Source organism: Citrobacter sp. Ca225, from assembly GCF_030337175.1.
Lineage (GTDB): Bacteria > Pseudomonadota > Gammaproteobacteria > Enterobacterales > Enterobacteriaceae > Citrobacter_A > Citrobacter_A amalonaticus.
In genome coordinates, this window is sequence record NZ_JAOWCD010000057.1 from 38,182 (window position 1) to 52,677 (window position 14,496).

11 protein-coding genes are annotated in these 14,496 nt (G+C 54.4%); 3 read left to right on the forward strand and 8 right to left on the reverse strand.

Annotated elements, in window-relative coordinates:
* Positions 1-55: 55 nt before the first annotated feature.
* From katG to OGW13_RS05895, 3 genes are all read right to left on the reverse strand, one after another.
* The gene (gene katG, locus OGW13_RS05885; RefSeq protein ID WP_042998937.1) at positions 56-2,236 is read right to left on the reverse strand and encodes a catalase/peroxidase HPI; all 2,181 of its coding nucleotides are present in this window, start codon (positions 2,234-2,236) and stop codon (positions 56-58) included.
* 165 nt (positions 2,237-2,401) lie between these two features.
* Positions 2,402-3,292: a methylenetetrahydrofolate reductase gene (gene metF, locus OGW13_RS05890; RefSeq protein WP_042998936.1), complete on the reverse strand. Its 891-nt coding sequence runs from the start codon at positions 3,290-3,292 to the stop codon at positions 2,402-2,404.
* Positions 3,293-3,449: 157 nt separating this feature from the next.
* Positions 3,450-4,355 (reverse strand): LysR family transcriptional regulator, encoded by a 906-nt coding sequence (locus OGW13_RS05895; protein WP_044265210.1) that lies wholly within the window; start codon positions 4,353-4,355, stop codon positions 3,450-3,452.
* An 87-nt stretch (positions 4,356-4,442) separates the two neighbouring features.
* On the opposite strand from OGW13_RS05895, the gene OGW13_RS05900 reads away from it, so the two are divergent.
* On the forward strand, positions 4,443-4,814 hold the full coding sequence (locus OGW13_RS05900; RefSeq protein WP_109739602.1) for a carboxymuconolactone decarboxylase family protein: 372 nt from the start codon (positions 4,443-4,445) through the stop codon (positions 4,812-4,814).
* Positions 4,815-4,905: 91 nt separating this feature from the next.
* On the opposite strand, the gene metL is transcribed toward OGW13_RS05900, so the two are convergent.
* Positions 4,906-7,338, reverse strand: coding sequence for a bifunctional aspartate kinase/homoserine dehydrogenase II (gene metL, locus OGW13_RS05905; RefSeq protein ID WP_046401646.1), 2,433 nt, complete (start codon positions 7,336-7,338; stop codon positions 4,906-4,908).
* Between the two features lie 2 nt (positions 7,339-7,340).
* Positions 7,341-8,501, reverse strand: coding sequence for a cystathionine gamma-synthase (gene metB / locus OGW13_RS05910; RefSeq protein ID WP_044257479.1), 1,161 nt, complete (start codon positions 8,499-8,501; stop codon positions 7,341-7,343).
* Between the two features lie 277 nt (positions 8,502-8,778).
* On the opposite strand from metB, the gene metJ reads away from it, so the two are divergent.
* Positions 8,779-9,096, forward strand: coding sequence for a met regulon transcriptional regulator MetJ (gene metJ / locus OGW13_RS05915; protein WP_042325599.1), 318 nt, complete (start codon positions 8,779-8,781; stop codon positions 9,094-9,096).
* Between the two features lie 67 nt (positions 9,097-9,163).
* Here metJ and OGW13_RS05920 read toward each other — a convergent pair whose 3' ends face one another.
* The 3 genes from OGW13_RS05920 to rpmE all read right to left on the reverse strand — a co-directional run bounded on the left by OGW13_RS05920 (position 9,164) and on the right by rpmE (position 12,026).
* Positions 9,164-10,696 (reverse strand): MFS transporter, encoded by a 1,533-nt coding sequence (locus OGW13_RS05920; protein ID WP_044328859.1) that lies wholly within the window; start codon positions 10,694-10,696, stop codon positions 9,164-9,166.
* Between the two features lie 90 nt (positions 10,697-10,786).
* Positions 10,787-11,467: an oligogalacturonate-specific porin KdgM family protein gene (locus OGW13_RS05925; RefSeq protein WP_287115796.1), complete on the reverse strand. Its 681-nt coding sequence runs from the start codon at positions 11,465-11,467 to the stop codon at positions 10,787-10,789.
* A 346-nt stretch (positions 11,468-11,813) separates the two neighbouring features.
* On the reverse strand, positions 11,814-12,026 hold the full coding sequence (gene rpmE, locus OGW13_RS05930) for a 50S ribosomal protein L31 (protein ID WP_042325590.1): 213 nt from the start codon (positions 12,024-12,026) through the stop codon (positions 11,814-11,816).
* 202 nt (positions 12,027-12,228) lie between these two features.
* On the opposite strand from rpmE, the gene priA reads away from it, so the two are divergent.
* On the forward strand, positions 12,229-14,430 hold the full coding sequence (gene priA / locus OGW13_RS05935; protein WP_200119805.1) for a primosomal protein N': 2,202 nt from the start codon (positions 12,229-12,231) through the stop codon (positions 14,428-14,430).
* The last annotated feature ends 66 nt before the right edge of the window (positions 14,431-14,496 follow it).

Consider the following 14,496-nt stretch of genomic DNA (forward strand, 5'->3'; position numbering starts at 1 on the left):
CTTCAGCGACTGCAAGCCGTCGCTGAAGTGGGGTCAGATTACATCAGGGGTGGGCTTACTGCAGGTCGAAACGGTCCAGGTTCATCACTTTCACCCATGCCGCAACAAAGTCCTTCACGAACTTCACGTGCGCATCGCTACCGGCATACACTTCCGCCAGAGCACGCAGCACCGCATGAGAGCCAAAAACCAGGTCCGCACGAGAAGCGGTGTATTTCACTTCACCTGTCTGACGATCGCGACCTTCAAACTGTTCGTTTGACTCATCAACCGGTTTCCATTCGTGACGCATATCCAGCAGGTTGACGAAGAAGTCATTGCTGAGTACACCCGGACGATCGGTAAAGACACCATGTTTACTGCCGTCGTAGTTCGCGCCAAGCACGCGCAGACCACCCACCAGCACGGTCATTTCTGGTGCGGTCAGAGTCAACTGCTGCGCTTTATCGATCAGCAGAGACTCTGTTGTTGCCACGCCAGGTTCACCGCGATAGTTACGGAACCCATCGGCGATCGGTTTGAGGAGCTCAAACATCTCAATATCTGTCTGATCCTGACGCGCATCCACACGACCAGGCGTAAACGGCACATGAATGCTGACACCTGCAGCGCTGGCGGCTTTTTCAACCCCCACGACACCGGCAAGAACAATGATATCGGCCAGCGACGCTTTAGCGGAATCACGCTGGATTTTCTCCAGAACCGGCAGCGCACGCGTAGCAATCGCATTGACATCCCAGCCGCGCTGCGGCGCTAATGCCAGACGCGCACCGTTCGCCCCGCCACGTTTATCCCCCCCGCGGAAGGTCGACGCAGACGCCCACGCAACGGACACCAGTTCACCGACAGAGAGACCGGAATCCGCGATGGCAGACTTCAGGCTCAGGATATCTTCTTCCGTTGGATTGAAGGTGGGTTGCGGCAGCGGGTCCTGCCAAATCAGATCTTCTTTTGGCACTTCCGGACCGATGTAACGCGCTTTCGGCCCCATATCACGGTGGGTCAGTTTGAACCACGCACGGGCGAAGGCTTCGTTAAACGCCTGCGGATCGTTCAGGAAACGGCGGGAAATTTTTTCGAATTCTGGATCAAAACGCAGCGTCAGGTCGGTGACCAGCATCGTCGGCTTACGTTTTTTCGACGGGTCGAACGGATCAGGAATGATTTCTGGCGCATCGACTGCTTCAAACTGGATGGCGCCAGCCGGACTGCGCGTCTGTACCCACTCATATTTGAACAGGTTCTCGAAGAAGTAGTTGCTCCACTGGGTTGGGGTTTGCGTCCAGACCACTTCCAGTCCGGATGTAATCGCATCCGCGCCCACACCGCTACCAAAATCACTTTTCCAGCCTAAACCCTGGTTTTCGATCGGTGCCACTTCCGGGTCCGGGCCGACGTGCGTCGCCGGGCCTGCGCCGTGGGTTTTCCCTAATGTGTGACCGCCGGCAATCAACGCAACGGTCTCTTCGTCGTTCATCCCCATGTTGCCAAAGGTTGCACGAATCGCTGAAGCCGCCGAAAGCGGTTCACCGCTGGCGTTAGGACCTTCCGGGTTAACATAGATCAGCCCCATCTCGGTGGCGGCTAAAGGACGTTTAGCCAGTTCTTCCGGGTCACGGTGGGCAAGCCACGTTTTCTCATCGCCCCAGTTTACATCCAGATCCGGTTCCCAGACGTCCTCACGACCCGCACCGAAACCAAAGGTACGGAAGCCGGAGTTTTCCAGCGCAACGTTACCCGCCAGAATAAACAAGTCGGCCCAGGAAATTTTTTGTCCGTATTTTTGCTTGATTGGCCACAGCAGACGACGCGCCTTGTCCAGACTCACGTTATCCGGCCAGGAGTTCAGGGGAGCAAAACGCTGCTGTCCGCGACCTGCGCCGCCGCGTCCGTCAACGGAACGATAGGTACCAGCCCCGTGCCAGGCCATGCGGATAAACAGACCGGCATACGTTCCCCAGTCAGCAGGCCACCACGGTTGAGATTCGGTGAGAAGCGCTCTGAGATCGCCTTTCAGCGCGGAATAATCTAATTTGCTGAATTCTTTGCGGTAATCAAAATCTTCACCCAGCGGGTTTGAGCGATTGGAATGTTGGTTTAACAAGTCGACGCGGAGCTGGTTAGGCCACCAGTCACGGCTGGTTGTTCCTGCTCCAGCGCTCTGGTCATGGCCGCCCTGATGAAAAGGACATTTTCCGGCGGACGTCGGGTTATGGATATCGTCTGGCGTGCTCATCTATATGCTCCCTTTACAGTGTTTACATTACGATATACACCTACAGAGATAAGATATAGTCGAAAAAATCCACAGATTCGATAGCCGATACCTTTTATATTTTTAGTTACAGAGATGTAGATCAAAATGAGGTGTAATAAAGCCCTCCGGGGAGGGCCGAGGCATTTAGATACCGGGTCTGACACCCAGGGTGTGGCAAATGGCATAACTCATTTCAGCGCGGTTAAGTGTATAGAAATGAAAGTCTTTTACGCCTTCCCGGCTTAAAATTTTCACCATGTCCATGGCGATATTTGCTCCCACCAGCTTACGGGTTTCCGCATCGTCATCGAGGCCATTAAACATCTGTGACATCCACGCCGGAATGCGCACATTGGTCATATCGGCAAACTTCTTCGCCTGCTTAAAGTTCGAGACCGGCAGAATGCCAGGAATGATTTCCACGTCGATACCCGCAGAGACGCAGCGGTCACGAAAACGCAGGTAGCTTTCGACGTCAAAGAAAAATTGGGTAATGGCGCGGTTCGCCCCGGCATCCACTTTACGTTTCAGGTTGAGCAGATCCGCCTGCGCGCTTTTCGCTTCCGGATGCACTTCCGGGTAAGCGGCGACGGAGATATCAAAGTCGGCCACCTCTTTCAGCAGGCTCACCAGGTCGGCAGCATACATATCGGGCTTACCGCTGCCTGCCGGCAAATCGCCGCGCAGCGCAACGATGTGGCGGATTCCGTTGTTCCAGTAGTCCTGTGCAATAGTACGCAGTTCATCGCGGGTCGCATCAATACAGGTCAGGTGCGGTGCGGCTTCCAGACCGGTACGATCTTTAATCCCTTTGATGATGCTGTGCGTGCGATCGCGTTCGCCAGAGTTGGCGCCGTAGGTTACCGAAACAAACTTCGGCTTCAGGCTGCTCAGGCGATCGATGGAATTCCACAGGGTTTGCTCCATTTCACTGGTGCGCGGCGGGAAAAACTCGAACGAAACGTTAATCTGACCCTGGACTTCCGCCAGGCTCTGATTCAGGGCTTCCCGCTGGTTGGCGTGAAAAAAGCTCATACCTTACCTCATCAATCGCTTGTCATTATATGTTGTGTTGTGAACATCTATCCGTTTAGACGTCCAGATGTAAAAATGACGGAAAAGCACGATGACGTCAACTGAAAAATCATCGTTGATGGTGAGGAAAAGTCAGGGAAGATGAAAAAAATTCACGTTAGTGGGCTATACCAGCGGACAGCATCATGCTTTTCAGCCATTGTAAGCGGGCAGCGTTCTCCGGCAACATCGCCAGCCCCGCCTGAATGCTGAGTTCACCCTCGCTCAGTGGTCGAAAAACCACGCCCTGACGCTGAATAGCGGCAAAGGAAGCAGGGAATAAGCTCAGACCATCGCCATGGGCTATTCGCGCCAGCAGAACGTCATGCTCCAGCGGCTCTTCAAGACAGGCAGGAGCGTAACCTATACGCTGAAAGCGTGCCCGCGTAGCGTCAAAGAAGGCCGGATTTCGTTCCCGGCTAAACCAGAACAGCGGCCGGTGATTAAGTGCTTTCAGGGAGAGGGTGTCACTGCCAGCCTCTGACCAAATGGCAGGTAGCGCTGCGATGAGCGGCTCACGCCAGTCGAGCGGCGTGATGGTCAGTCCGGCGGTCTCCAGCGGCAACGCCACCACGGCAGCATCCAGTTTTCCGCGTCGCACCTGACGTATGAGATCGGGCGAGCCCTGGCGCACAAGACGCAGGGTATCAACCCGGGTATTCAGTTGCGTTTCCAGCGCGGCGAAAACGCCCTGCTCAAATGCCGTCGTCAGCCCCAGACGCAACGACTGCACGCCGTCTGGCGCAAGCTGATTCAGGGCCGCATAGGTTTTATCCTGCTGTTCCAGCAGCGGACGCACGATCTCCAGCACGCGCAGCCCCTCATTCGTCAGCGTCAACCCTTTGGTATGACGGACAAACAGCGTCACCCCCAGACGTTCTTCAAGCTGGCGTATATGGCGGCTAAGCGGCGGTTGCGACATAAACAGTCGCAGGGCTGCCCGGCTCATGTTGTTCTCTTCCGCCACCACGGCAAAGTAACGCAGCAGGCGAATATCCAGAGAGTGCAGAAGCGGTGTTGTCATACCGAAAAGGTATCACGGAAACGGTATTATCCAAATCATTCCACCCACCCTATCCTCACGTCATCACTAACAGATGAGGAAGACACTATGCATTCAGAACGCTTTATCACCGGTCAGAACATGCTACAGCAGGTTGATGGCAAAGGCGGCGATGCCGTCGTCGAGAGCCTGAAGGACATCGCTCCCGACTTCGCTCGCTATCTGATTGAGTTTCCTTTTGGCGACATTTATTCCCGCCCCGGACTGGATTTACGCAGTCGGGAAATCGCCACCGTCGCCGCCTTAACCGCACTGGGCAACGCCGCACCGCAGTTGAAGGTTCACATTGCTGCCGCGCTGCATGTCGGGTTAACGCAGGAGGAGATTATTGAGGTCATGATACAGATGGCAGTGTATGCCGGTTTCCCGGCGGCGCTGAACGGTCTGTTCGCCGCAAAAGAGGTGTTTGCTGGTCGGTAACACGCCGGACAGGATGCTGAAGCATCTTATCCGGCCTGAATTACGCCCGAACCATCGGCCGGATAAGCGCACTGCGCCATCCGGCAAAAAACTACAGCAGCTGCGCCAGACGGTTAATATCCGACTGAATCGCCCCGGCAGTGACGTCACGCCCGGCACCGGGCCCGCGGATCACTAACGGGTTATCGCGATACCAGCGGCTTTCGATAGCAAAGACGTTATCGCACGGCAGCAGCGCTGCCAGCGGATGCTCCGGGCGAACCGCTTCCACGCCAACACGCGCTTTGCCATTGGCGTCGAAACGCGCCACATAGCGCAGTACCAGCCCCATTTCACGGGCCGCTTCCAGACGCTGCACCATCTGATCGTTCAGCTCATCGCCATTCTCAAAGAAGTGGTCGATTGAGCCTTCTTCACAATGCGCGGGAACCAGCGACTCAACGCGGACCTGATCCGGCTCGATGTCGTAGCCTGCTTCGCGTGCCAGAATCACCAGCTTGCGCATCACATCTTTACCCGACAGGTCAACGCGCGGATCCGGCTCCGTCAGTCCCTGTTGCCAGGCCTGATCCACCAGATCGGTAAACGGCACAGAGCCATCAAACTGCAGGAACAGCCAGGACAGTGTGCCGGAGAAGATCCCGCTGATCGACAGGATGGTGTCGCCGCTGTCGATCAGATCGCGCACGGTGTGGTTGATCGGCAACCCCGCACCCACGGTTGCGTTATACAGCCAGTGGCGCCCGGTCTTATCAAACGCGTCGTGGATCTGGCGATACTTATTGCTGGTGCTTGCACCGGCCAGTTTGTTCGCACTAATCACGTGAAAACCGTGGCTGGCAAAGTCGAGATACTGATCGGCGAGCTGTTCGCTGGCGGTCACATCCAGCACCACCAGATCGTCATACGGATGCGCGCGCATCCACAGGAACAGCGACTCTTCATCCTGTTCAATGGCTTCATCATTGAAGAACGCCAGCGCCCGGCTGGCGTCCAGCCCTTCGTAGTTCAGCAGGCTGCGACGGCTATCCACCACCCCGGCCAGCACAAATTCAAATCCGGTACGCGCCGAGAGCGTGCTCTGCTCGCGGGCAAACAGCTCCAGCCAGCGGGAGCCGATGTTGCCCTTGCCGAAAAGCACCAGGCCGATGCGTTTTTCAGCGCGGAAAATGGACTGATGCAGACCCTGAATCAGGCTCTCCGTTGGGCCGGTACGCAGTACGGCCACCAGGCTGATGCCCTCTTCCGACTGCCAGGTAAATTCTACCGGCTGTCCTTTCAACTGTTGCCAGAAACGATGGCAGTGCAGCGGGTTACGGGTGACGCCTGCGCCCACCATTGCCACCAGCGCCAGCCCCTGACGCAATCGCAGTTCACCCGGCAGACCGGCTTCATCGAGGATTCGCAGGGCACTGTCGGCCACTTCCGAGGTATAGCAGAACTGCAGCAGATGACGATCGGTATGGACGCCAACGGCCAGCGGACGCACCTGTGCCCGCTTGAGGACCTGATCGATATCTTTATGCGCCTGCTTAAAGTCCTGGCTGGCAGGCACCTGAAATTCAATCAGGCAGACGTCATCATGGCTGGTCACGATACGCGCACCGGTCCCGGAAGCTAATACACGCTCAATGCGCGTGGAGCCTTGATCTGGCGTATAACTACAGCGCAACTGAAGATCGATATCGCTGCCAGAAACCGGCTGCAGCGTACGGGCGTGCAGAACCGGTGCCGCCAGACGCGCCAGCTCGCTGGCTTCATCCAGACGCAGCAGCGGCAGCAGGCAGGCATCTTTGACTTTACGCGGGTCTGCGCTGTAAACCCCGGCCACATCACTCCAGATGGTGACGCGAGACACTCCTGCCAGCGCACCGATCTGCGTGGCGGAGTAGTCAGAACCATTACGGCCTAGTAGCACCGTTTCACCCGCATTACTACGACTGATAAAACCGGTCACGACCAGACGTTTCTGCGGATGCTGGATCAGCAGTTGCTGTAATAACGGGTAAGAAAGCCCTTCATCCACCTGCGGTTGCGCAGCGCGCTCAGCGCGTAAGAATTCACGTGCATCCAGCCAGGCCGACTCCATGCCCTGCTGATTGAGCACAGCCGACATCAGACGCGCTGACCATACTTCACCGTGGCCCACGACTTCCGCATAAACGGCGTCATTCACGCCGCTGTCCAGCAGATTGGCCAGACGTTCCAGATCGCTGATAAACAGGCTGGTTAATGCCTCCGCCACGTCGGCGGGAAGCAAGCCGCTAATCAGTTCACACTGATAGCGTCGCAGGGTCTGTTGTACCTGATGCGCAGAGAGGCGATCGGTCTGACTTAATTTCAGCCAACTGATCAGTTGGTTGGTCGTACTGCCCGCAGCGGAAACCACCATCATGTCGTCAGGCTGTGAGTATTCCGCCATGATGCCCGCGACGCGCAGATAACACTTCACGTCAGCCAGACTACTACCACCAAATTTGTGCAGTTGACGACCCTTCGCCCCTGCCTGCGCAATCACACTCATGTTTACCCCTTGTTTGCAGCCCGGAAGCCATTTTCCAGGTCGGCAATTAAATCTTCGCCATCTTCAATACCCGTGGAGATGCGCAGCAGCGTCTCGGAGATCCCGGCGGCCGCACGCGCTTCTGGCGCCATGCCAGCATGCGTCATCGTTGCGGCGTGAGAGATTAAGCTTTCCACTCCCCCTAAAGATTCCGCCAGCGTAAACAACGACAGCCCACTCAGGAAACGACGCAGCGTCTGCTCATCGCCATCCAGTTCAAAACTCAACATTGCGCCAAAGCCTTTCTGCTGCCGCGCGGCAATGTCATGCCCCTGATTTTCTGGCAGCGACGGATGATACAGCTTTTTCACCAGCGGCTGGGTTTGCAGGTAATCGACGATCGCCTGTGCATTACGCTGCGCCACTTCCATGCGCGGCGACAGCGTACGCAGCCCGCGCAGCAGCAGGTAGCTGTCAAACGCGCTGCCGGTCACACCGATATTATTCGCCCACCAGGCCAGTTCGGTGACGATCTCCGGATCTTTGGCTATCACCACGCCCGCCACGACGTCAGAGTGACCATTCAGATATTTCGTGCATGAATGCAACACCAGATCGGCGCCCAATGCCAGCGGATTTTGCAGCGCCGGGCTTAAAAAAGTGTTATCGACAACGCTGACGGCCCCGGCTTCACGTGCCAGTTGACAGATTTTCGCAATATCCACCACGCGTAACAGCGGATTACTCGGACTTTCTACCAGCACCAGTTTAGGTTTTTCTGCCAGCGCGGCCTGCAACGCCTGCTCATCTCCCTGATCGACAAAGTGCACGCGATAGCATCCGCGCTTCGCCAGGCTGTCAAACAGGCGGTAGCTGCCGCCGTAGCAGTCATGTGGCGCAACCAGCAGATCTCCGGGCTTCAGGAACACGGTCGTCACCAGATGAATCGCCGACATACCGGTATTGGTCAGTACCGCACCCGCACCGCCTTCCAGTTCGGCCAGCGCACGCTGAACCACATCGCGTGTCGGGTTACCGCGACGGGAGTAGTCATGGGCGCGCGGCTCATTAAAACCGGTAAAATTATAGGTACTGGAAAGGTGAATCGGCGGAACGACGCAACCGTACTGTTCGTCGTCATTTAACCCGCTACGCACTGCGATGGTGGCCTGTTTACGCGTCATGTTAGGGTGTTCCTGAGCTGAGTCGATGAAAAGTCAGGTCCCAGAGTAAACAGGTTAACAATAGACGTCAATACATCTGGACATCTAAACTTCTTTGCGTATAGATTGAGCAAACCGGAAATAGCCGTTAAAATTATCTGCATTAGCGCACAACTACAGGTGCTTAATCCGTGTCACGGTATCGCCTGTACGGTAAACTATGCGGAATTACGGCGAGTAGGCATACTAATAGTATGGTCTTGCCCCATATTAATGACGAAGAGGATTAAGGTATCTCATGGCTGAATGGAGCGGCGAATATATCAGCCCATACGCTGAGCACGGTAAGAAGAGTGAGCAAGTAAAGAAAATTACGGTTTCCATTCCTCTGAAGGTGTTAAAAATCCTCACCGATGAACGCACGCGTCGTCAGGTGAACAACCTGCGTCACGCCACCAACAGCGAGCTGCTGTGTGAAGCGTTTCTGCATGCTTTTACCGGACAACCCCTGCCAAACGATGCAGACCTGCGCAAAGAGCGTAGCGATGAAATCCCGGAAGCGGCGAAAGAAATTATGCGCGAACTGGGCATCGACCCGGAGACGTGGGAATATTGATGCAGAAAAGAGCAGAAGCCACGCTTCTGCTTTTTTTCATGGTGATTATCGATTTGGCTCTCTCGGATCAGGCTGGCTGATGGTACTGCGCCTTCTGCCGGTTTACATAACCAATCGTATTGTTTCCCCACAGCTGTTCGTACGGCATACCAGCCAGCATCTCCACGGTCTGGCGCGCCTGAGGTGTGATCGCGTCCGGGGTAATCCCTCCGGCCTGACGCATTTTCAGTGTCTCTTCGCGCAGTACTTTGTGCGTTTTCAGGTTTAATCGAAAACGCAGTGAAACCAGGAATCCCATGCAGAGCACGGCCACCGTACCGAAACTCAGAATCAGCATGATGGTATGGCTGACACCCGGCACCTGAGTGGCCTGTCCTGAGACAAAACCGGAATACTGCATCACAATGCCGACCAACATTACGGCACCGGCCTGAGACGCTTTGCGAGTCAGGGTCATGATGCCCGCAAATATCCCCTCGCGACGCTGTCCTGTGATGACCTCATCCACATCCGCAATATAGGTATAAATGTTCCACGGGATATAATTGATGCCGCCGCGCCCCAGACCGGCCACCGCGGAAATCAGCAGCAACAGCGCCGAATTGTCGCTCATCCCGCTATAGTACAGTGCGGAGTATGACAGCGCGCCCAGACCAAACAGCAGCACCACCACACGATACGACGGCGCCGGGCCAAAACGGATACACAGCGGGATCATCGCCATCACGGCGATAAACTGCAGGATCGCCATCGTCCCCATGAGATTGGACGCCAGCGTTGGGCTTTGCATCAGCACGAACACCACGTAATAGGTAAACACGGCGTTGAAAACGTCCTGCGCAATATAGCCGCCGAGATACATCCCGAGATGCAGACGAAAAATTCGAATGCGAAACGTTGAGCTCAGCTCAATCACCAGGCGATGCAGACTCTGCCCCAGAGTCAGCTTTTGCGCCTGCACCGCCAGCTCTTCCGCACTACGTTCACGTTCCCAGGTAAAGATCCAGACGAAAGTCAGCACCACGGCACACATAATGGCGAACACCAGGCTGGCGTAAAAGAAGGAGATGGCATTGTCCTTACCAAAATGGTTCAGCAAAATACCGGGTAAAAAAGCCGCCAGGATCGCTGACAGTTGCGCCATCGCGATACGCGCCCCGGAAAACTTCGTTTTCTGCCTGAAGTCGTCGGTCATTTCCGGAACCAGCGTTTCATAAGGCACCAAAATCATGGTGTAGACCACGTCGAACAACAGATAAGCGGCCAGATAATACCAGTAGCTCATTCCCTCCATCCACATCAGGCTATAGGAGAAAACGCAGGGAATACCCAGTAAAATAAAGAACTTCCGTCGACCAAATCGTTTTCCCAACCACGTATTGCCAAAGCTATCCGTCAGATATCCCATCAGCGGACTGACCACCGCATCCAAAATTCTCGCCATCGCAAAAATAAACGTCGCCTCTATTGGTGTTAATCCGCAAAAGGTGGTGAAAAAATATAATAACCATGCCGCAGTCAGCGCGGTTGTCCCTGCGCCAAGACAATCACCTGAGCCATAGGCGAGGTAATTCACAAGACCTATTTTTCGCTTATTCATCTGGATTCCCTGATTATTAAGCATGAAGTACGCGCGGCAAAAAAAATACGCTTACCGCACAGGAATATGTCATAGAGAAGAATTTATTAATCAGAAAGTATAACCAATACCAATACGATAACGTGTCTGACGATCGTCGGTTGTCGCTGTATTATAGCCGGAAGAGACGTTACCCACTTCAGCAAAAGGGATCCAGGAACCTATTTTATAGGCAACGCGAAAGTTAAGTTCATAGTCTTCTTTTTTATTATTATATAAATCTTCACTGTCTGCGATTTTATAAATACCGTTCAGTTCAAACATCCAGTCATGAAGGTTATAGCCCAACCAGGCCTCCGGGCGATAAACCATTCGATCATCTCTGCCTTCTGAATTGCGACGAGTATACTCAAAACGATAGCGGAATGCCGTCCACCAGCTATCATTGATATTATATTGCACACGCAAGTACGGCTTATAGATTGCCTGACCTTCATCTGTTTCTATCGCCAGTCCCGGTTGCCAGACAAGGTCTTGCCAGGTGAACTGGTAACTGGCCGTGTACTCGTTACCGTTCGTCTCCATGTTATTAACCGGATGTTTTGCATCCGAATCATCAGAGCGCGAAATCGCTTCTACCGCAACGCCAAATCCACTGGCAAAACGATGGGACATATAAACACGGTCATAGTTACGTCCGTCATCATAATATTCATGACGATAATCTACGTAGCCAGCATGAGCGGCTCCAGATAATATTGGAATAAGTAATAACGCATATCCACGCTTCATAGCAATCCCTCTCAATAGAATACATCAAAAACAATCTGACCTTATCAACATCACAACGATAAAAATGCAATGATGAAAACAAGGATAATTTTATATTACGAAGTGAAGTTTATTTAAGTGGGAAAGTTAAAACCTTTTAAATTTTGCCAGCAAATAAAAATCATGGCAAAAAAAGGAAGATAAGAGAGACAGATATCACCAACAGAAACAATTTATCGATAAATTAAAAACACCATTTCAATTTGCTATGGCGTTATTTATTCAAGACATTAATGATATATATGGAACAGATAAATTTCAGAGACAAAAAAAGCGCCAGTCGGCGCTTTTTTTTGACAGCTGAAACTTATTTGCTGCCCGGGATGTTGAAGCGCTTGTTGAAGCGGTCAACACGGCCACCGGTTGCAACGTCACGCTGTTTGCCAGTGTAGAACGGGTGGCATTTACCGCACACGTCCAGGTTCAGATCGTGACCAACGGTAGAGCGGATTTTCATGACGTTACCGCAAGAACAGGTAGCAGTAATTTCTTCGTATTTCGGGTGAATATCTTTTTTCATGGGAAACCTCAGTTTAAGGCCGCGTCGCTCTTCCAGCCCTAACGCCAGACACCACGCGATGTTGATAGTATAGTTTGACACAATCAATTTGCATCAAAGGCGGCGAATCATACAGAAATTAGCCCACTCATGCAAACTGATTCGCTCGTCACCCACGACTAATGTGTATACTAACCCGCCAGATTTCAAGTCAGGACGATTTATGCCCGTAGCGCGCGTTGCCTTACCCGTTCCGCTTCCCCGCACCTTTGACTATCTTCTGCCGGAAGGCATGAGCAGCGTCAAGGCAGGATGTCGCGTGCGCGTGCCGTTTGGCAAACAGCAAGAGCGCGTCGGGATCGTGGTTTCGGTCAGCGACAAAAGCGAGCTGCCTCTGAATGAACTGAAAGCGATCGTTGACGTGCTGGATGATGAACCGCTCTTTTCGACCTCTGTCTGGCGGCTGCTGATCTGGGCGGCGGATTATTATCATCATCCCATCGGCGATGTGCTGTTCCACGCTCTGCCCATCCTGTTGCGTCAGGGGAAACCTGCTACCAACGCGCCAATGTGGTACTGGTTTGCCACCGAAGAGGGTCAGGCCATTGATCTCAATAGCCTGAAGCGTTCCCCCAAACAGCAGCAGGCGCTGGCTGCGTTACGGCAGGGGAAAATCTGGCGCGATCAGGTGGCTGCTCTCGAATTCAACGATGCCGCGCTTCAGGCGCTGCGTAAAAAAGGCTTGTGCGAACTGGCGAGCGAAACGCCTGGTTTTAGCGACTGGCGCACAAATTACGCGGTCTGCGGCGAACGTCTGCGCCTGAACACCGAACAGGCCACCGCCGTTGGCGCCATTCACAGTGCGTCAGACAGTTTCTCCGCCTGGCTGCTGGCCGGGGTGACAGGCTCAGGTAAAACCGAAGTTTACCTGAGCGTACTGGAAAACGTCCTCGCGCAGGGTAAACAGGCGCTGGTAATGGTGCCGGAAATTGGCCTGACGCCGCAAACCATCGCCCGCTTTCGCGAACGTTTCAACGCGCCGGTGGAAGTGCTGCACTCCGCTCTCAACGACAGCGAACGCCTCTCTGCCTGGCTGAAGGCGAAAAACGGCGAAGCCGCGATCGTCATTGGCACCCGTTCCTCCTTATTTACACCGTTTAAAAATCTTGGCGTGATCGTGATCGATGAAGAACACGACAGTTCCTATAAACAGCAGGAAGGCTGGCGCTACCATGCCCGCGATCTGGCGGTCTGGCGCGCCCATAGTGAACGCATCCCGATTATCCTCGGTTCGGCAACGCCGGCGCTTGAGACGCTTTGCAATGTCAGGCAGAAAAAATACCGCATGCTGCGCCTGACGCGTCGTGCCGGAAACGCACGCCCCGCCACTCAGCATGTACTCGATTTAAAAGGTCAACAGGTACAGGCAGGCCTGGCACCGGCGTTAATCGCCCGTATGCGCCAGCATTTACAGGCCGATAACCAGGTAATTTTATTCCTCAACCGCCGGGGTTTTGCGCCTGCGTTGCTTTGCCACGACTGCGGCTGGATTGCAGAGTGTCCGCGTTGCGATCACTACTACACCCTGCACCAGGCGCAGCACCACTTGCGCTGCCACCACTGCGACAGTCAGCGCCCGGTGCCGCGTCAGTGCCCCTCCTGCGGCTCCACGCATATGGTGCCGGTCGGGTTAGGCACCGAGCAGCTTGAACAAGCCTTAGCCCCCTTCTTTCCCGGCGTGCCGATTTCCCGCATTGACCGCGACACCACCAGCCGAAAAGGATCGCTTGAGCAACATCTGGCGGAAGTCCATCGCGGCGGCGCAAGGATCCTGATCGGCACCCAGATGCTGGCAAAAGGTCACCACTTCCCTGATGTGACGCTGGTTGCGCTGCTGGATGTGGATGGCGCGTTGTTCTCCGCAGACTTCCGCTCGGCGGAGCGCTTTGCCCAACTTTATACTCAGGTGTCCGGACGCGCAGGACGCGCAGGCAAACAGGGGGAAGTGGTTTTGCAGACTCACCATCCGGAACATCCGCTGCTGCAAACTCTGTTGCATAAAGGCTATGACGCGTTTGCCGAACAGGCGCTGGCCGAACGCCAAACGATGCAACTGCCGCCGTGGACCAGCCACGTCATCGTGCGTGCTGAAGATCATAATAATCAGCAGGCTTCACTGTTTTTGCAGCAGCTGCGTAATCTGATCCAGGCCAGCCCGCTGGCAGATGACAAGCTCTGGGTGTTAGGCCCCGTTCCGGCGCTGGCGCCGAAGCGCGGCGGACGCTATCGCTGGCAGATTTTATTGCAACATCCATCACGAATTCGTTTGCAACATATCGTCAGCGGAACGCTCGCGCTCATCAATACCTTACCGGATTCACGCAAGGTGAAATGGGTGCTGGATGTCGATCCTATTGAGGGATAACCCCCTCACGATGCGAGGCGGATCGTAAAATTTAACACCCATCACACTTTTTATGAAAATTCTGTA

Bases quoted from the DNA above. Each gene is read 5' to 3' on its own strand.
- katG (WP_042998937.1), bottom strand. From the start codon at position 2,236: ATGAGCACGCCAGACGATATCCATAACCCGACGTCCGCCGGAAAATGT.
- metF (WP_042998936.1), bottom strand. From the start codon at position 3,292: ATGAGCTTTTTTCACGCCAACCAGCGGGAAGCCCTGAATCAGAGCCTG.
- OGW13_RS05895 (WP_044265210.1), bottom strand. From the start codon at position 4,355: ATGACAACACCGCTTCTGCACTCTCTGGATATTCGCCTGCTGCGTTAC.
- OGW13_RS05900 (WP_109739602.1), top strand. From the start codon at position 4,443: ATGCATTCAGAACGCTTTATCACCGGTCAGAACATGCTACAGCAGGTT.
- metL (WP_046401646.1), bottom strand. From the start codon at position 7,338: ATGAGTGTGATTGCGCAGGCAGGGGCGAAGGGTCGTCAACTGCACAAA.
- metB (WP_044257479.1), bottom strand. From the start codon at position 8,501: ATGACGCGTAAACAGGCCACCATCGCAGTGCGTAGCGGGTTAAATGAC.
- metJ (WP_042325599.1), top strand. From the start codon at position 8,779: ATGGCTGAATGGAGCGGCGAATATATCAGCCCATACGCTGAGCACGGT.
- OGW13_RS05920 (WP_044328859.1), bottom strand. From the start codon at position 10,696: ATGAATAAGCGAAAAATAGGTCTTGTGAATTACCTCGCCTATGGCTCA.
- OGW13_RS05925 (WP_287115796.1), bottom strand. From the start codon at position 11,467: ATGAAGCGTGGATATGCGTTATTACTTATTCCAATATTATCTGGAGCC.
- rpmE (WP_042325590.1), bottom strand. From the start codon at position 12,026: ATGAAAAAAGATATTCACCCGAAATACGAAGAAATTACTGCTACCTGT.
- priA (WP_200119805.1), top strand. From the start codon at position 12,229: ATGCCCGTAGCGCGCGTTGCCTTACCCGTTCCGCTTCCCCGCACCTTT.